General features: G+C 45.9%; 11 protein-coding genes. 5 read left to right on the top strand and 6 right to left on the bottom strand.

Features of this window, described 5'->3' with window-relative positions; translation table 11 throughout:
• Positions 1-16 precede the first annotated feature (16 nt).
• From ACYVAM_RS29235 to ACYVAM_RS29225, 3 genes are read left to right on the top strand one after another with little or no spacing between them, the layout of a single operon-like run.
• Positions 17-3,460: a helicase-related protein gene (locus tag ACYVAM_RS29235; protein ID WP_461073711.1), complete on the top strand. Its 3,444-nt coding sequence runs from the start codon at positions 17-19 to the stop codon at positions 3,458-3,460.
• Complete coding sequence (locus tag ACYVAM_RS29230; RefSeq protein WP_461073710.1) at positions 3,457-6,561, top strand: DUF1156 domain-containing protein; 3,105 nt, start codon at positions 3,457-3,459, stop codon at positions 6,559-6,561. Before ACYVAM_RS29235 ends, ACYVAM_RS29230 begins: the two co-directional genes overlap by 4 nt.
• Before the next feature lie 13 nt (positions 6,562-6,574).
• Positions 6,575-9,538, top strand: coding sequence for an ATP-binding protein (locus tag ACYVAM_RS29225; protein ID WP_461073709.1), 2,964 nt, complete (start codon positions 6,575-6,577; stop codon positions 9,536-9,538).
• 709 nt (positions 9,539-10,247) lie between these two features.
• Here the strand turns inward: ACYVAM_RS29225 and ACYVAM_RS29220 are convergent.
• On the bottom strand, positions 10,248-10,691 hold the full coding sequence (locus tag ACYVAM_RS29220; RefSeq protein WP_461073708.1) for a hypothetical protein: 444 nt from the start codon (positions 10,689-10,691) through the stop codon (positions 10,248-10,250).
• A gap of 486 nt (positions 10,692-11,177) precedes the next feature.
• Here ACYVAM_RS29220 and ACYVAM_RS29215 point away from each other — a divergent pair, with 486 nt between their 5' ends.
• Positions 11,178-12,341: an acyltransferase family protein gene (locus ACYVAM_RS29215; RefSeq protein ID WP_461073707.1), complete on the top strand. Its 1,164-nt coding sequence runs from the start codon at positions 11,178-11,180 to the stop codon at positions 12,339-12,341.
• An 87-nt stretch (positions 12,342-12,428) separates the two neighbouring features.
• On the opposite strand, the gene ACYVAM_RS29210 is transcribed toward ACYVAM_RS29215, so the two are convergent.
• The 4 genes from ACYVAM_RS29210 to ACYVAM_RS29195 form a co-directional block, all read right to left on the bottom strand.
• Positions 12,429-12,905: a hypothetical protein gene (locus tag ACYVAM_RS29210; RefSeq protein ID WP_461073706.1), complete on the bottom strand. Its 477-nt coding sequence runs from the start codon at positions 12,903-12,905 to the stop codon at positions 12,429-12,431.
• A gap of 151 nt (positions 12,906-13,056) precedes the next feature.
• Positions 13,057-14,706 carry a hypothetical protein gene (locus ACYVAM_RS29205; protein WP_461073705.1) on the bottom strand — a complete coding sequence of 550 codons (1,650 nt, stop codon included), beginning with the start codon at positions 14,704-14,706 and terminating at the stop codon, positions 13,057-13,059.
• Positions 14,707-14,971: 265 nt separating this feature from the next.
• Positions 14,972-15,679 (bottom strand): hypothetical protein, encoded by a 708-nt coding sequence (locus tag ACYVAM_RS29200; protein ID WP_461073704.1) that lies wholly within the window; start codon positions 15,677-15,679, stop codon positions 14,972-14,974.
• Between the two features lie 87 nt (positions 15,680-15,766).
• On the bottom strand, positions 15,767-17,026 hold the full coding sequence (locus ACYVAM_RS29195) for a RepB family plasmid replication initiator protein (RefSeq protein ID WP_461073703.1): 1,260 nt from the start codon (positions 17,024-17,026) through the stop codon (positions 15,767-15,769).
• A 951-nt stretch (positions 17,027-17,977) separates the two neighbouring features.
• Between ACYVAM_RS29195 and ACYVAM_RS29190 the strand changes: the two genes are divergently transcribed.
• Complete coding sequence (locus ACYVAM_RS29190) at positions 17,978-18,814, top strand: hypothetical protein (protein WP_461073702.1); 837 nt, start codon at positions 17,978-17,980, stop codon at positions 18,812-18,814.
• 270 nt (positions 18,815-19,084) lie between these two features.
• On the opposite strand, the gene ACYVAM_RS29185 is transcribed toward ACYVAM_RS29190, so the two are convergent.
• The gene (locus ACYVAM_RS29185) at positions 19,085-19,789 is read right to left on the bottom strand and encodes a hypothetical protein (RefSeq protein ID WP_461073701.1); all 705 of its coding nucleotides are present in this window, start codon (positions 19,787-19,789) and stop codon (positions 19,085-19,087) included.
• Between the last annotated feature and the right edge of the window lie 175 nt (positions 19,790-19,964).

Raw genomic sequence — 19,964 nt, 5'->3', positions numbered from 1 at the left:
AGCCAATTTTTAAGCTATGAGCCTTTCCTTCAGCGAACGTTTAAAACCGAACACAATTATCACTGGTGACCTATTCCCAGAACAGGTGCACGTGATTGTAGCAATGCCATTCGGTGATTCAGTTCGAATTATTGGTCGGGGTGACAGTAATCAGTCATATGACCGTGTTATAGCACCTGAGCAATTCGACCGTTTAACGTTCGTGGAACAGGGTTCCTACGACGGAAACGCACAGAAGTTTCGACTAGCCGTTGAAGCACATCGCCTGGGGTTAGCTTATGAGTACGACCCATATTTTTCACTATCCATCGCGCGGGTGGACCCACTGCCGCACCAGTTAGAAGCCGTTTACGATTACTTTCTAAAGATGCCCCGTATTCGGTTCTTACTAGCCGACGACCCCGGGGCTGGTAAGACGGTGATGGCAGGGCTACTTATTAAAGAACTGAAAGCTCGTGGGCTGGCTCGTCGAATACTCATTGTAACGCCTGCTAATCTGACTTTTCAATGGCAGCGTGAAATGAAAGACAAGTTTCGCGAACACTTCGAAGTAGTACGTGGCGATGTCTTGCGGGCGAATTATGGTTCGAACCCCTGGCAGGAGAAAAGTCAGGTAGTAACGTCCGTATCGTGGGCTGCCCTCCAGGAGGATGCAAATCAAAGCTTACTACGGGCAACATGGGATTTGGTGATTGTAGACGAAGCCCACAAAATGAGCGCTTCTACGGAAGATAACAAGACGTATGCTTACCAATTGGGAGAAGCATTATCCGACCGCACTGACCACTTTTTATTAATGACGGCTACCCCTCACAAAGGCGATAAAAAACAATTTCAACTGTTTCTGAAACTTCTCGACCGGGATGTATACGCCGATGTAGCCAGTTTGGATGAAGCCATTCAACACAACGAAGCTCCCTTCTACTTACGCCGTGTTAAGGAAGCATTAGTCTCATTTCCAGATCCAACAACGGGCAAAGCTATGTCGCTCTTCACCCGACGAAATGTGCAAACCATTGGTTTTCGAATTGAAGATGAGGAGTGGGCCTTTTATAACGAGCTGACCAAATACGTCGAAGACCAGTCGATTCGAGCCTCGCAGGACAACACTGCAAGGGGTAGGGCCGTCGGCTTTACGATGGCCATGTTACAACGCCGGTTTGCATCCAGTCTATACGCGGTTCGTCGGAGCTTGGAGCGGATGAAGACACGTCGGGAAGAAATTCTTCGTGACCCCGAAGCCTACCGACAGCGGCAAATAATAAACCGGCTACCTGAGAATTATGACGAGATGCCTGACGAGGATCAACAGACATTACTGGAATCTCTTGAAGGGGCGATTATAGCGCAAAACCCTGCTGAACTCCGCTTAGACATTGAAGCGCTGCGTCGGCTTATTGATCAAGCAAAAGAACTCGAAGCCCTGGAAGTTGAAAATAAAATAGTGGAACTGAAAGCCGTACTGACAAAACAGGGCGTTTTCTCGGACCCGAAAATGAAATTGCTCATTTTTACGGAGCATAAAGACACGCTTGATTATCTGGTTGGCGATGGTAAGGATGGAAGACCACTAGGAAAACTGGTAGAATGGGGCTTAAAAACTACGCAAATTCACGGAGGCATGAAAATCGGCGACCGCAATACGCCCGGAACGCGAATTTATGCCGAACGTGACTTTAAGGAATCGGCGCAAGTCATGGTAGCTACTGAAGCCGCCGGTGAGGGGATAAACCTACAGTTCTGCTGGCTGATGATTAACTATGACATCCCTTGGAACCCAATTCGTTTGGAACAGCGCATGGGCCGAATTCATCGGTACGGGCAGGAAAAGGATTGTCTGATTCTGAATTTCGTATCAACTAATACTCGTGAGGGGCGGGTAATGCATAAACTGTTTGAGCGTATCTCTCAAATTGAGGACGATTTGGACCCTGGCCATACGGGCAAAGTATTTAACGTACTGGGTGATATTTTCCCCTCGAACCTGTTGGAGAAAATGCTTCGGGACATGTACACCCGAAACAACTCCAGTGAATTGCCGATAGTCGAGCGGATTGTACATGAAACCAATACGGAGCGATTCCGTCAGATTACTAACTCAACTCTGGAAGGTCTGGCCAAGCGTGAACTCAACCTATCGGCTATTTTGGGAAAATCGGAAGAGGCCAAGGAACGGCGGCTGGTGCCCGAAGTGATTCAGGATTTCTTTTTACAAGCGGCTCCCTATCAGGGTATCACACCAAAAGAGACCCGTAAACACAGTAGTGTGTTCTCCATAGGACGAGTGCCACGCAACCTTTGGCATCGGGGCGAGTTGAACGAGAAACGATTCGGCATACTCGGACATGAATACGGCCAAGTTGCCTTCTCCAAGGACATCATTGCCAAAGACGGTACGCTTGACTGGATCACGCCGGGCAATCCACTCTTTGAAGTTATCCGAGAGGAAACGGTTGAGCAGTTTAATGCCGAATTGAAAAAGGGTGCTGTGTTCTACGCGCTCAATCTTGATAAGCCTGCTAAACTGGATATTTTCTCGGCTTCCATTGTCGATGGTATGGGCCATATACTGCACCGTCGGCTGTTTGTGTTGGCAACTGGGCTAGACGGAACAGTACTCCTTAAGCAACCTACGCTATTTCTGGACATCGTACCGGCACCAGATGCCAACTCCGTACCAGATTCGACCAACCTGCCCGATCAGCAGTACTTAGAACAACACCTTGTTCAGTATGCCCTTCGCGATTATTTGGCAGAGGTACAGGCAGAGCGACAACGCGAAGTAGCTGTGGTGACACGACACGTTGAGTTGAGCTTAAACGAGTTGCTGAACAAGCAGAACCTGAAGCTGGGTGAGTTGATTGACCAAGAAATGGATGCTCCGCTACCCATTAATCTGTTGGGGCTCAAAACTCAAATTGAGAATCGGATTCTTGAACTGAGCAACCGGCTAGACCACCGACGTAGTGAATTGGCTAAAGAAGGGCAATGCACGATTGCCTCAACCCAGCACCTCGGCACGGCCTGGCTACTGCCTCACCCCGACCGTAACCAGCCAGCTATGCAGTCTATGGTCAGTAATGCCGAAATTGAAGAAATTGCAGTGCAGGCCGTAATCGCGCACGAAGAAAGAAGGGGCTATAAAGTGCACAGCGTTGAAAGCGAAAATAGAGGGTTCGATCTCATCAGTCGGCGATTTCATGCTGAAGACCCCGCAACTGCTATCGACGTGCGATTTATCGAAGTAAAAGGGCGCGCTGGGGTGGGAGAAATTGCCCTGTCGGCCAACGAGTACCGCACAGCCCAGCGTCTCCAACAAGATTATTTTCTCTATGTAGTCTACGACTGTGCGACCAACCCAACCGTACACGTGATCCAGAACCCGGCGTTGCTAAATTGGCAACCCGTGACCCGCGTAGAACAGTACATGGCTAAACCAGCCGACATTTTAGCGAAATGAACCACTACCCCAAACGACTCATTGAAGTTGATTTGCCGATAAAACGCATCTCGGCCCACGCCCGACGCGAGAAATCCATCCGTCATGGCCATATCAGTACCTTGCATATCTGGTGGGCACGTCGGCCTTTGGCGGCATGCCGTGCGGTGCTATGTGCGGCTCTCTGGCCCGACCCCGCTGACCTCCTGTGTCCCGTTGCTTTTGTACAGACAGCAGCTGAGAAAATGACCCATTGGTGTCGCCACGAGAATGCACAACTACACTCACTTGAAAGCCACGAGCATTTCGTTAAAGTTCGTACAGAACCGGGATATTTAGACGACCGGGCCTGCCTGCGAAACATACTTCTCGATTTCATCGCCGATTTTGCCAACTGGGATAACGCTACTCAACCGGACTACCTGACAACGGCGCAGGCGTTGACTGTAGCCGCCCACGAGGCTCTTGGGGGTATACCCGGCACACGTCCTTTGGTGGTTGACCCGTTTGCAGGCGGTGGTTCAATTCCCCTCGAAGCTTTACGTGTGGGTGCCGATGCGTTTGCGTCGGATTTGAACCCTATTCCAGTACTGATCAACAAAGTGCAGTTGGAATACATCCCAAAATACGGCAAGCAGTTGTCCGACGAGGTGCGGAAATGGGGGACATGGATGAAAGAGGAAGCGGCTAAAGAACTGGCTCGGTTCTACCCCTCACTGCCCGTCCCGAAGCTCGACACCTACCTACCTCAAGTACCTGATGTCGTAAAACGGCAGGGACGCGTTTGGAAACTGAAACGAATTGTGGCCGAAACTCCCATTGCCTATCTCTGGGCGCGAACAGTTGTGTGCGAAGGTCCAAGCTGCGGAGCCGTAATACCCCTAATGCGAAGTACTTATCTTGCCAAAAAGACGGGTCGAGCTGTTGGTCTACGAATGATAGCAAACTATGTTGAAAAGCGAATTAATTTTGAGTTAAAATCTGATTTTTCTTCTAAACTTGAAACAGGGACTGTAAAAAAAGGGCATGCCATATGTCCTTGTTGTGGATTTGTCACGCACGTTAAGTCTGTCAGGAAACAATTAAAACAACGAAGTGGAGGTGCAAAAGATGCTTTAATGTTTTCTGTGGTTTGCATACTCAAATCAGAACGTGAAAATGGAAATTTGGTTGAATTATTTGATGAGCCTGGCCGGTATTACAGATTACCAACCGACATTGATCTAAAAGCAGTCGAATCAGTAGCAAACGATTTAGAAGCCCTAAAATCTGAGTCAATTAATGGTATAAATGCAATTCCTGACGAGCCATTACCCCTGCATCCAAAAGGTAAGGACACAACTTTGGGGTTTCGCGTTCAGGGGTATGGTATATTAAATTGGAGTGAAATTTTCTCAAAGCGACAACTTTTGTCAACAGTTACACTGAGCAAAATTTTAGCTAAAGCTAATTTTGGCATTGCTGATAAAACGCTTGAAAATGCTACTAAAACCTGCTTAGCCTTTGCAATCAATAAACAGGCTGAAAGTAACACCTCGCTTTGTGCTTGGCGGTCTACAAGTCAAGATATTGGGCATACGTATGGACGTCAAGCTTTACCAATGCTTTGGGATTTTGTCGAAGCCAATATCCTTAGTGGCGCTACTAGAGATTGGACTAATGCCGTTGAGGGGACTTTGCAAGCAATAACAGCTTGGCCATCAGGTAATTATCAAGGGGAATCGATTTGCCAAAATGCGACGGCCAACATATTGCCTGACGACATGGTAGACTGTTTCTGTAGTGATCCTCCATATTATGATGCTGTTCCTTATTCTGATCTGTCTGATTTATTCTATGTATGGATGCGTCGGAATTTGATTCAAATCTACCCCGATCTTTTAGCTAATCCTTTAACAAATAAAAGCGATGAGTGTATAGTCGATGATGCAAAGGGTAAGGACAAAAAATACTTTGAGTATAGTATGCAAAAAGCCATGCTTGAGGGAAGAAGACTTGTAAAGCCTGATGGTGTTGGGGTAATTGTATTTGCCCATAAATCAACAAGTGGTTGGGAAGCCCAATTACAAGCAATGATTGAAGCAGGCTGGATTTTTACAGGGTCTTGGCCTATTGATACCGAGATGACAACTCGCTTACGGGCTAAAGATTCAGCTGCTTTAACCTCTTCCATTCACCTCGTATGCCGTCCCCGCGAACAGGCTGACGGCACGTTGATTGAAGATGAAGTGGGCGACTGGCGTGATGTGCTGCGAGCTTTACCCAAGCGCATCCAAGAGTGGATGCCTCGCTTGGCAACCGAAGGCGTAGTGGGTGCAGATGCTATTTTTGCATGTCTAGGCCCTGCTCTGGAGATATTCAGCCAGTATAGCCGTGTTGAAAAGCCAAACGGTGATGTTGTTTCACTGCGCGAATATCTGGAGCAGGTTTGGGCGGCAGTTAGTCAGGAAGCCTTGAATCAAGTTTTTGCAGGAGGAGATGCCAAGGGCTTTGAGGAAGACGCCCGCCTAACTGCAATGTGGCTCTGGACGCTTTCAGCTAGTACTTCAGGCCCTGTCACTGACGACGACGATGACGATGAAGATGACGACGACATCAATACCCAATCAAAGAAAAAGCTTAGTGGTTTCGTACTCGACTATGATACAGCCCGCAAAATAGCCCAAGGATTAGGGGCGGACTTAGTCAAACAGGATGGCCTGATTGAAGTCAAAGGCGATAAGGCCCGGTTGTTGCCGGTTTCCGAACGTACTCGCACACTATTTGGTCAAGCGGGACTGCGGGCGGATCCGGTCCGAAAAAAACCGGTAGTACAGCTAGCATTAAACTTCACACAGGCTATGCCGGAAGGCGTATCAGAACCCGAAGTTGGTTATGAACTGCCTGAACTAAAGGTGGAAGAAACGGGCAAAACCGTGCTGGATCGGCTGCATCAGGCCATGTTGCTATTCGATAGTGGCCGCACGGAAGCCCTAAAACGATTCTTAGTCGAAGACGGTGTCGGCCGCGACGAACGATTCTGGAAGCTAGCACAGGCCCTGAATGCGCTTTATCCTAAAGATACTCCCGAACGTCGGTGGGTCGAAGCCGTTCAGACATTCAAAAAAGGATTAGGACTTTAAAATATATCCACTAATGGCATTAAAAGCCTGGCACCAAATCATTACACCTCGCGAGGATTTGCGCGAAAACAAACCTTTAGACGCATCGGAGTTTGCCGTCCACCTAGACCATGTTCGGGCCGGAATTGCCCCTGTAGACTACGTTGACCCTGAACGGTTTTTTCAACGTACCTACCTGACGCAAACCTTGCTAGACATGGCCGCCCAGACCGTTCGGCGGCTAAATGGAATTACTACTGAAACATCGCCCGTTTTTAACCTAACTACCCAATTTGGCGGGGGGAAAACGCACTCCCTGACGATGCTTTACCACCTTGCCAAATGTGGAACAAAGGCACTTGATTACCAAGGTATTAGTGAAGTAGTTCGTAAAGCCGGCGTTACTGATATTCCAGTCGCTCATGTGGGTGTATTTGTCGGTACGGAGTTTGGTTCAGTATCGGGCCGGGGCGATGGCATCAATGAACCCAATCGAAAAACCCCTTGGGGCGAGCTGGCCTATCAGATTGGCAAAGCAGCTGGCTATGAATTAGTCCGCAAGCACGACGAGAGTTTTACGCCCCCCTCTGGTGATGACTTACAACGGCTTTTCGACCCTACTACACCGTATCTGTTGCTATACGATGAGTTGCTTAACTACGTCAGTCGGCATCGTCATTATAAAGACCTTGCGGCTCAGTTTTATAATTTTCTTCAAACACTAACCGAGTTTGTCCGTAGTCGGCCCAACATTGTGCTAGCTGTATCCATCCCGGCTTCGGAGATGGAGATGAACGCCGAAGATCAGGCAGATTACGACCGGTTCAAAAAAATGCTTGACCGCCTTGGTAAGCCCTTATTTATGTCGGCTGGCAAAGAGACCACTGAAATTATACGCCGACGCTTGTTCGAGTGGCAGGGACTTCCTGCCGAAGCCAAACCCATCATTGGTCAGTACGTCAATTGGGTGCAGGAGCATCGTTCTCAATTACCCGGTACGTTCAACGCCGATGCAGCACGTGAACAATTTGAAGCTACCTACCCGTTTCATCCACAGGTGCTATCCTTGTTTGAGCGGAAGTGGCAATCTCTCCCCCGGTTTCAACAGACTCGCGGTGTTCTCCGGTTGTTGGCCCTTTGGGTAGCCCGTGCTTACAACGACGGCTACCAGCGGGGGCTAAAAGACCCGCTTATTTCACTCGGTACAGCCCCCCTCGATGATCAGAACTTCCGGGCGGCAGTGTTCGGACAATTAGGTGAGGACCGCCTTGAAGCAGCCGTAACCACCGACATTGCTGGCAAAGCTGACTCACATGCCCTACGGATGGATGCCGAAGCAATTGAAAGCGTGCGCAAAGCACGCTTGCATCGCAAATGCGCGACAATCATTTTTTTTGAATCCAATGGTGGGCAAACTGGTCAGATACAGGCCAGTATTCCAGAGATCAAGTTCAATATTGGTGAGCCTGACTTTGATATAGGCCACGTTGATAGTGTAATTCAAACGCTGCTAGACAACTGCTATTACTTAACTGGCAATAACAACAAGTTCAAATTTTCCACACAAGAAAACCTCATAAAACGCTTTACAGACCGTAAGGCCAGTATATCTGCAACGGCCATCAATGAATTGGTTGAGGCAGAAGTACGAAAGGTTTTTGAAAAAGGAACGGGTATTGAGCGTATCTACTTCCCAGAGCGCAACAATCAAGTAACTGACCGTCCCGTCCTCTCGCTGGTGATTATGCACCCTTCTAAAAAGCTGCCTTTTCCCGAGACCAAAGCACTACTCGATGACATTGTCCGAAACAATAGCCAAACGACCCGTACTTTCAAAAGTGGTTTATTATTTTGTGTAGCTGATGATGATAGCCAGTTACGCGAGGAGGCCCGTAAAAAACTAGCTTGGGAAGCAATTCAGGATGATGCTGCCGATTTAAGATTTGATGAAGAGCAACGGAAACAGATTGCTGTTAATATTAAACGGGCTGGAAACGATTTACTAGAAAATGTCTGGAAAAGTTACCGAACGCTAGTTTACTTAGATCGTGACAATGTCCTTCAGGAAGACAATTTGGGGTTAATTCACAGTAGTCAGTCACGAAGTCTGCCAGATTACATGCTCAGCCATTTGCTAAGTAAAGGAGAAGTGGTTGAGGATTTAGCCCCTACTCTGCTTGTTCGAAATTGGCCTCCTGCATTTGTAGAGGGCTGGAGCACTCGAAATGTTCGAGACACACTCTATGCATCGCCTAAGTTTCCTCGGCCCCTCAAGCCAGATTCAATTAAAAATACGATTGCAAAAGGCGTTTCGAATGGTCTACTGGCTTATGTTGGCAAAGTAAACGGGCGTTATGAACCTTTCCAGTTTAACCAGGCATTACACTCTGCCGACGTAGAGCTTTCGGATGAGATGTATATCCTAACGGCCGCAGAAGCACAAAAGCATAAGGAACCTCGCCGATTAGTTACATTGAAGGTTGTACCACCATCCTATACAACAGAGCCTGGTCAAAGTTATACGTTTATGGCACGAGGTTATGACCAGCACGGCGATGAAATACTAGTAGAAGACCTAACGTGGGAGACTACTTCGGGCAGTATCAACCCTCAAACAGGAAAATTGATCGTTGGAGAAGACGCTGGTACATATCGGGTGACGGCTCATAGCGGATCAATCATTGGTATTGCAACTCTCACAGTAGAGAAGCGCGCGCAATCGTCAGTTGCAGTACAGGGGGACTCCTACACGGGAAAGTCCACTACAAACATTACCCATCAGCCTGATTTAGTAGCTAAAAAACTATCGTGGTCAAATCAGGTTGAACCGAAAAAGTGGAATGTGCTCTACACTAAAGTCTTCGCTAAGCTGGTTAATAACCCAAATCTAAAAATCAAAGTCAGTTTTGAGGTAGAGGACGACACTCTCACCGATCAAAAAATAGAAGAGATACGAGCAGCTTTAAAAGAGATGGGAATGGACGATACTTTACAATAGCTCATAATTAATGTTTTCTTGGCCCCTCTAATAGGATACGTTTCTATTAGAGGGGCTAATTAGTACAAAAACACAGAACTAATGAATTTAGCAGGTTTATTGAAAGTCAAATGCCCTGTTTTTAACCACTCATATATTACTGAGTCACCGTTTAGAGAAACGTTCAACTTGAAACAGGATGAGGCATTAATTGACGAAGCCAACCCTTAACTAATAGGTTTTCCTATTAGTTGTTCCAGGCCGAACACAAAGCTGTTGAAATCCTCAGGGTATGCGTTTGAACCAATGCATTTTAGCCTCGATGTTTGGATGAGGATTGATAAACTCCATTGAATACCGTCCATGAGTGGGCTTTCGTAATTTCTCTGCCAAATCAAACAGGGCTTCACAAGCTCAAGTAGCGCGGAGCTATCTACATTAACAGGTTCCGCCAGCTCCCTAAACCTTGTGGACTGGAATGGGAATGAAGATCGGTAATACAACCCTCTATTCTGAGCAATGTGTATTTCGGTATTTACTCCATGATACCCTCCGATAAAAAATTGCAAACTAACTGTGTCGTCTTTCATTTTCGGTAACGTTTGGTTATTCGAATTGTCTGGCAGGTCGTATCATTGATGGTTTTTAATGCCCTATCTACTTAATCGTAAGCATGTTAATAGCCAGAGCGCTTCGTACTGATTTAATTAACAAGTCGTTGGTGGTTGTATTAGTAGTAAACGCCACTGGCCACCAGCGGTCTATGAAGGATAAGTTCCAGGTGGCTAACCCATTCGTCAAACTCACCGGTGTTTGTATCATGACCGAAGGAGCGACATGCATCATTTAATTGAAGAGTTAATTCCCAATTTGTTCCATCATGGGTTATGCGGGTATCCACAAGATGTTTCCAGTTCAGACAGGGCATGAAGGCATTGTATAATAAAATTGGGTCTACTGAAAGGCGTTCAGCATGTTTGAGAAAATATTCGTTCTCATAGCGGAAACGGGCTTTTTTGGTTAGAAGCAAACTGCCATCCGTATTAAAGTCAGGAAATACAGAACCGTGATAATACAGGAGCTGCTGACGATATGTACGCAACATAGTGAAGTAAGAAGCCCGGTCGCCTACACTGGTAAAGTGAAATCTGATTATGCCTGCGGTTGTTTTCATGAGCTATCTTAACATCTGTAAACTGATTGTGGCCAACCTTTATGCCGCTTAACGTATAACTACGGTCGTGAAGCTATACAAGATGAGGTAAGCATAGAGCTATTTTTAATATTAACCGATGGGCTTTACCACCTTTATTAGTCTTGCTTTCATGATTTTGCCCCTATTCGTGTTTCGACTACCGTTTAAGCGATCAAGTAATTTTGCTATTAAGTTATGTATGGCAATGTATAAGTCTGAGGATATTATGGTAAAGTACTCGCGCCAGTGACCCACCTTGAAGGTAAACTATTAGCCCAGTTCAGCTAATTGATAAAGAATCAGGCGTTTTTCTTGATTGTGAATTTTGGCATCTACACTTTCCCAAGTAGTTTACTCATGATAATAGTTTAAAATATTTATTTATATTGACCGAAAAAAAAGCAATATTACTGCTAAAAAAAAAGGTAATCGAATAATTTACCGCCTATAAAGATACTCAATGTTATGCCAACAACCACGATACGATACTTTCCTGCTTTGACAGGTTTGAGGGCTTGGGCCATTGGTCTTGTGATACTTGATCATTGGGTTGACGGAATGCACGATTATGGCATGGTCGGAAACGCAGGGGTTTCGCTGTTCTTTGTTTTAAGCGGCTTTTTAATCAGTCGCATTTTATTAATTGAAAAACAGCAGGTTGATCTAAGTGAGGAGCCTGCTTCTTTTCGAAGGTTTATAACTCCCTTTTTAAGACGACGAGCCTGGCGCATATTCCCAATTTATTTTCTTGCTTTGACAGTCTTATTGATGACGGGTGATTCCGTGATCCGGCATCAGGGTATACCTTTCTTTACCTATACCGCCAATTTTTTTCTGGTTACTCATCCAGTAGCTCATCTCGATCACCTGTGGTCACTGTCGGTTGAGGAACAGTTGTATATTCTAATGCCCTTCTTAATCTGGCTGACGCCCAGCCAGCAGCTGCCCAAGCTTGGATTGATTCTAATTATCATCAGTTTATTCTACCGGGGCAGCAGTTACCTTCTGTTTCCTGCAGCGATCTGGTGGCCAGCCAGCTATTGCCTGCTACCAGGCTGTTTGGATGGGTATGGCATAGGGTTACTCGTTGCCTGGTACTGGCTCTACAGACCTGAACCGAGTCAATGGTTTTTCAACTCATCGATACTCCTGAACAGTTTATTCATCGCCTGGCCATCGGTGATTCTGGCTGGCCTGCTTTGGCAGCTCACCGGTCGGGGGTTATTTTATTCGCCAGGCATGGCCGCTGGCTTACGCTTTACGGTATCGCTTTACGGGGGATATTTGGTTGGCTATTGCCATCAACCCCTTGGCGTGCTGGGCCGGCTGCTTCTGTTGAATCCCGTTTGTCAATTCATTGGCCGGATTAGCTACGGGTTGTATTTATATCATAATCTAATCTTTACTATTCATGCCCCGCAGCAAAGCTATGGCGGGCTGGCCTGGTTGAGATCGGCTGACATTCTGCACATTAGCTCCGCAAATGGATCGACAGAAATTGTATTTTATTCGATGCTACTCATCTGTATAGCCACGTTATCCTGGTTCTTAATTGAAAAACCATTGTTAGGTCATACCCACAAAAAAAGCATTTCCATCAAAGCCACGCTGACCGCTAGTGTAGACTAGCTGAAAATCAATTTGCGCTCCTTAAAACAACAAATGGGATACCGATATGTCGGTATCCCATTTATTTACTCTAAATATAAGCTACAGCTAATACGAAGCTTTTTTCCAGATCATTGGCAGGCCGATGCTAACGGTAAATGCAGCGATTAATACTAATCGGAACGTGAAGGAGTACGTTTGATCTTGAAGGGAAGAAACGGCGCTAACCATAAACAATAGAAAACCAAGCGATACGGCTAACGCAATAGAATCCGCCGTCAGAATTCCTTTGGCATCGAGTGGAATAACCCAGGTAAACAACAGACGGATTCCATACCAGACATTCCAGAACCAACAACCGTATTGGATCATTTCCAACGCGAGAAACAGGTAATATTGCCAGGTGTCATCCAGGGGACTGCCTAATATCGACTGCCCTAGTGTGACTAATGCTCCAATCGTTTGAGTGGTCAGAAAAGCAATAATTAGGCGGGAAAAAAACGGCCTGAGCGGAATGTCCGGGATAATCAAGTTGAGCAGCGGAGCCAGCCGAGTGAAAATGAGAGAACCATCAAAAGCTTTCATAGTAGTTAAAATAAGTAGACTTGATTACTGTTTACAGTAGCCTGATATCCCTCCGGACCAGCGTACTCTTCCCCGTTTTGACTAATAAACGTAGCACTTATGGGTGGGAGGCGAGTTATAACAAGCCTTAAAGTGTATAAGACCATTAATCTTAATTACTATCTGTGAACCGCTTAGCAATAGCTGTTATGTCAGCCGCGTATGAATGAGCGTTTGAAATATCTCTTGAAATTGGTTTGTGAGCAGTTGACTGTTCGAGAAAATCGTTCAACCGTGCATAGGTAAAGTAAACGTCCTCACCTGATTTTATGCGACCAACTTCCCCTTCAGTCATGCCAACCTGTTCACATAACGCCAGCGACTCTTCCCCGTTGATTGTTTGTTGCCAGCTTGGAACTAACCCATTTTCCAACACGAAGTGCGCCGATCGGGCCAAGTGATACATTCCCTGTGCGTACGGAGTTAACTCACGGCTGCAGGTTACCGTAAAGAAAATATCGAAAGCCGCACTGTTCAGCACATTGCCTTGAACATGCGTTATGTGTTGATTAGCATTGATAAGCGCACTAATTCGTTTGGCCTGAAAGACGTTACCTCCGTTAGAGCAGAGCTGAATTTGCAGTTTGGCATCTGGTGTGTCAGCGGTATAATCGTCGTAAAACGCTTCGTACAATAACGCAAGGTCCTTATATGCTTTTTCGTCAATATGATCTAAACTAATAAAATAGCAGCGCCTTTTCCAGCCAGATACTTTTAATGATTCCAGTCGTTTAAGACCGGCTATTTTATCCGTTATTAGCTTAGTAAGGTGACGTCGGTGTTTGGTAACGGCAATATGGGGATCGGCCGTGTAGTTTTCAGTATAAAAAGGCACATAAGCTGGCCTCACGCGTTTGCGACACGCTGAGCAGTAATGAGTGCCTTCATCCGTTTCTTTTTTCCGTTCAGCTAACGCTCGACTAAAACAGTTGGGGCAAGCCTGAATGGAATGCCAGGGTATACTACTTAATAAATCGATGTCAGATTCAGCTAATCGATTTATTAACTCCTCCGTGTTTAATCGGTTAAGATTGGCTAAGCTGCCCTGTTTGATGGCCGTATCTTCTTCAGGAGGCGACAGGGGAGCACTGAAATCCAGTGGATCGTATGAGCCAAGTAAATTCGGGCTGATTTTTTTTAGAAATTTGTTGGCCGTAACCTGACTACTAGATACTAGCAGCGATTCTAGTGTTTCTTCGGCAATATAATCCGATATACTCAGGGTAGGCTCCAGTTCGGCATTCCCCTCATTGAAGCATTCAACTTCTTCATCTGCCGACATTTTTTTACGGGGTATTAACTGACAGCAAATGGTAGAGTCAACAAAGCGGAGCAGCGCCAAATCCATTTCTGCCTCGAAGATAGGGGCCCTCAAGCCATTAATTTGCTTCTTATATTGAGCGTCGAATACGGGTTTTGTTTCTAAAAGGAGATGATAGAATTCCTCATTAATTTCATCAGGGTGCAGGCCCCAGTTATCCATGAGATTGGTTAACAGCAAGGCCGTGAAATAGCGAATATTAGATTCGACAAAATAGGTGTGACGAGCAGAATGTTCACTGAACTGATCGTGCCAAGAGCGGGAATAGGCAGAATCAAATAATCCAGGCTTAAAGGAGTCAACTGGCCGCGTTAGGGAAGAGAAAATTCCACGCTGACGACACGTTTCAATAACAAGGACAGCCTGGTTCAGCTGTTCATCCGTCAACGTTAAGTACTGACGGTACAGGTCAATGGGAAGTTTAATTGTCTCGGCTTTCATAGTTTTGCTGTTTAACTAAGACATTTTGATCAATGGTAATGGAGGAATACCCGCCATTTGTCAACCATTAGCCAGGCCGCATCAATCATTGGTCTAAACCAATGCCATAGGAATGCCAGAAAAATGAATCCAGCAATTAGCCATGTCCAGGTGTAATCGGCTGACCGCCTTACGGGCAGGGAACGCGTTTTTTTTCGGTCATCTACGCTGACAGTTATTTTGTGCTGAGCGACCATGTTGTTTATTTGTTTTAGTGGTAGTTACTCTACGACTCAAGTCCATCTAGGATGGCTAACAGTTCGCCTCCTGTCAAAATGACAACGGGTGACACGGGTGCCGATGTCAAGGGTGAGGTACCCAGGTAAATTAAAAGTCCCGTCAGGTTTTCAAGCTCACACGCTTTATTTAGCCGACTAAATCCATACCGGGAATAGGTATTCCCCTCTACCTGAATGGATACCAAAACCGGCCGGCCGTCTACCGTAAATACATTACCTGACTCTATGATGGGTTCAAGATTCATCATGACCTCGTTCATTGGCCGGCTTAACCGCCCTTTGTAGGATGGTTTTGTAGGTAGCGCCCCCGTGTTGTCGAGTACCACAAAATCACTGTTGGGTTCAGTCACCTGCAGAGGAGGAAGCTCATAGCGGAGCGCCGGTTCATCCATGCGAACGACGTAATTTACCGCCGAGAGGGCCAGTAGAATCAGGTCATGTAAATCCGTTGCTTCGAGTTGACGCAGGAAATTTAATCGGGCGGATTCTAAAATAGGTTGCTGCTGAAACTCTCGCAGGGAATGCAGGGCCTGGTTTAAGCGGCGGTCAGCCTGCTTATCCATGTTACCCGTAGTCTTCTGCCGTTGTGCCTGATGTCGGCCACCGGCTAACATCCACCAATAATAGATGAGCCAACCGATCAGGCCAGCAAAAACCAGAAGCATAATGCCGCGCTGGGTGGTTGTTATATCCATAGCCGTGAGTACTTACTTTCGAAAGAGTTGACCGCAGGAAGTGTAGAAGAAACAGCGTACCCGCTGTGGATTACGCAGTAACATGACTTACAGAGCTTCATGTCTGGTCGAGGAGCTGTTTACGTTGGCCGTTCGGCCAAATACACTGGTCGCAACGTAAGCCTCATGTTTTTCCTGCTGCACGTAACCTGCTTCGACGTAAGCGTCGGCCCTTAGGAACAAATCCAGTAATTTCCGCTCGGCCAGGATACGATCTTTTTGCCACGGTTGAAGTTTGGGGTAATATTCCTGGAGTGTCTTGGCTGTGAATGTCAGCTTATCAGCATAGCTCATTGTATCTATGATACCAAGTAGCTTTTCCAACCGGGCTTTTGCCGCCGGATCGTTATCATTGACCTGCTTAGCCGCTGTTGAGCAGATGGTGAACTGAATGTGCGTTACCTGACGATTGACTGATTGTACCTGGTAGGTAATCTTCATATCCCCCAGCTGTTGTATTTCCTTGATGGCCGGTTCAATCATCCGTCGTTTAATGTTCGCAAATCGATCGTAGCTCCCTTTGTAGTCACTTTTTCTGTCGTTTTGACTGGGTACGTCCATTAATTTCCGAAAATCCTCAATGGCGATTGTCCACTTCCCGCGCCACTGATGGCGGGAAAAGTAGCTATACAGCAGCTGCGAGTACTCTTTTTTAAGTAAAAGCGCTTTCTGAAGATTAAACTGGGCAAAATCATTACCCAGCTTCAAGAAGGCCTCCGTCAGTTTGGGATTCAATTCCAAGACCATCAGCCCTTCACCCATCAGGTACTGCGTATCAAAGATATGAACCGACACCTGGTCGCCTTTGGGATTAACCCATTTGATTCGCTTCTCAGATAAAGAGCCCAGCGTTTTTTTGACATCGGTTACGCTAATACTCACCGTTTCGGTTTCATCCTTACAAGGCCGCAGGCGGGATCGGTGAAACTGAAAAGATAATCGTTGCTCAAGCAAGGGTTCACTCTGGGGGGTTGCCTGCTGGAGATATTGATAATTCTTTAGCGCCCCCAATACAAGCCAGTATAATCGTCGTTCCAGCACATTGAGCTTGGGCAGCGCCTGGAGTAAGCGCATGGGTTCTCGAAACATCTGTTGACGAAAGGCTTGATTTAACTCGACTGAGTAATTCGCTTTGGTATTATTGGGCGTATACCCCTGCTCAAAAAATTCGAACAGATTCAGCTGAACGGCTGAGGAAACCACTGCCGGTGGACTGCTTCGCTTTTGCTTGACGGAACGCTTTTGGGACTCCGTCAGGATCTGTTTCAGCGGCAAAGGCAGGGAGGTAATATCTGATTTTGATGACATACGCACAAAAGAATTTATTCTTTTACCCCTTATTATATGGTCAAATATAATTTTTTTTTCGGTTCACATCATGCGGATCAAAAGATTTACGTGCTATAAATATTTCAACAAGCAATTACGTTGAGACTAATTGTACTTTTTTTTAGGTCTTAATTTCTCCGGTGTTACCTTTTTAAAGGCCGGAACTTAATCAAATCCTAATGGTTACGTACTGATTGACAAGGGTTTACAACTTTTAATTTAGCTGTAAGAAGTATAGATTTTGATGGAGAGTTTAATTAACTTAGTGAAACCTACCTGGGAACAGGCCGCTTACTGCGTCTGGGTTGCTGTACAGACACGGAAGCAGCGAGGTTGATTTCAGTCGGGTATAACAGGTTCTTATCGAGCCAGGCAAACATGTGGATTAGTCGAATTTTGCTTAGCGAATTTGTCTTTCTGATCCATCAGATTTTAGCGAATTTGTCGCGTGAAATTAGCGGATTTGTCGCCTGAGCTTAGCGAATTTGTCGTTTGACGCTAGCGAATCTGTCGCGTAAGCTTAGCGAATGTGTCTTCTGAACCCGTCAAATCTTAGCGAATTTGTCACTAAACTAATAATCTAGTTATTACATCCTTTTCATTATCAAGTAGTTATCCAGGAATTTTTTGCCTCGTATTATCTATTCAATCAGTAAAAAAGTAGTAAAAAGTAGGTTTAAAGTATAAAAAGACCGGTGCCTTTGAGAAAAAACTAAAAACTGGTGGATAAGCAAAGCATAATTCAACTAGTGGAGGAAATCAGATAAAATTGTCAAACGACATTTAGCAATATTTGGTAATATTTACCTTCAAGTGTAATATTGCGCACAATGCTAAAATGAGTCAGCCTCAAAGAGGGATTAAATTCTATACACGCAAACCTTCCATAAATTGGATGGCGACAAACCAAATTGAATTTTCTGACCAGTTATGGAAAACGAGGAGCTAAAGCCAAAGCGGAAACCCAAGCGGAAAGTCTATGAAACCGAATATTATCTGTACAAAAGTGCTGAACTGCTAAAATGCATTCAGCAAGTACCACATCTGCGACCCGATGGCTGGAATTTGGAAGGGCCGGAACCCGATGATTGCGAGCTTCGCTACATTAGCAGTGAACATGCACCCCTTTTTTACGCTTGGGAAGAGTTTGATTGCCGGACCATTAAATTAATCAATCTGCGAAAACCTGCCTGTCGGCTCACCTTCTTTCGAACACATCGGTATTTTCTCAAAAAAGCCGAAAAAATTACCCGTCAAACCAAACTCGACACGATTCAGGAGGTGATTCAGAAATTGCAGCAGGATCTGGACAAACTCGATACACAAACGTTGTTCGATGTACCCACCGATCAGCACAGAGTCGTGCAGGATGAACTTAATGAGTGGAAACAAATTGCCCAGCATCCGGATCGCTATGACATAGCCCTGTCAAACTATCATAAAGATTATATTTACAACACGTTGAACTATAAGTATTTAGTAGAGGACCCAACGGATGGCTACCGAATGGCTAACGAAACGGTTCATTTACTAAAAAATCAGTACGAAAAAGATCGTAGTAAAGGCCGGACCCAGGCCGTAGCGCAGATTCGCTACAATATCGTTTTCATCGATCTGGAATCCATCGTCCAGCCTGATCCGTATCAAAACAAAGTAATTCATCGCTACCTGGAGGGCTTTCCTATTCGCACCGATATGTACTTGCATCACGTGTACGTTCGTCCGTCATCCGAAGAGCAAAGCTCAGACCCAGCAGGGAAGATTTAGAATAATACAAGACGCTATAAGTATATGAAGCTGGTAATTCATTTAGAATCAGGCTTTTATTGTGTTTTGATGGCGCTTTTATCCCAAACTTGCTGCTGACCCACAATTACGTTAACCTCACCAATTCATTAATATTTTATAACAGGGAAAAGAAAGTTAAAGCATTTCTTTATCCGACCAAAAAAAAAGCAGAAACCTTTCAAAAAGTCCCTGCTTTATGCGTATTTTACTATCAGATACAACGATCATAGAATGACCAGCGCGACTCCTTTAGCGGTTCAACAGCGTCCCCGGCGATCGGCGCGTGAAGGTAAAATGGCCCCACGGGTTGAGGTTACGGGGATTCGACGTGGGGTCCGATTGCCCCGTAATATTCACCGCGATCTGACCATAGTCGGCCCTGGACTTATCCAGTATCCGGCACAAGGTCATGCCGTAACTCAACTCGGTTTTAGTGGCATATCCCATGCGGGCAACATGAATCTGATTCAAATCGAGGGCACTGCCAAACTGCCAGCTATCCAGGGTATACCCGGTGGCCTCATCTCCCGACTTGGTACGGTTAAAAACCTGGGTTACTTTAAAACGACCCAAATTTCGCTTAGGAATCTCACCGCCGTACCCGTTCCCCCAAAACGTAAGCTGAATGGAATCTTTGCCGATGGTAGGATCTACCTGCAGGTAATATTTGCTTTCGATGGCTGGAGTATCGTAGGTCAAGAATCCTTCATTCTTGTAGTCCGAATTGTTGAATCGCTCCCAGCGGATGACGACTGCCTGGTAAGTACCCGATACCGCGACGGGCAAACTGGCATCATTGAGCAATTCTGTTTGCTGGGCTTTCAGCGTCAGCGCGTCAGGATCGCCGTCTGGGGAAACCCCTCCCTTTTTGCAGGCTGTAAATTGACCGATCAGCAGTAACACCAGCAGAGGAGAGATATGGGGTTTGACTTTAGTAATTAGGACGTTGAGCATAGGTAAATAAAGCTAAGGGTGTTTAAACCCAGTAATACGATTTGAAAATTGGCGTGAATGTATATTCTTTTTCAAAATGTCAAGCGCTAAGGAGTCAATTACGAAAAATAATCAAACGACCGGCCTGATGCGACCCGGTCTGGCCGTTCCGCCGGTGCGGTGACCCGGTCTGCCG

Source organism: Spirosoma horti (assembly GCF_054776595.1).
This window is presented reverse-complemented; position numbering and strand designations above follow the sequence as displayed.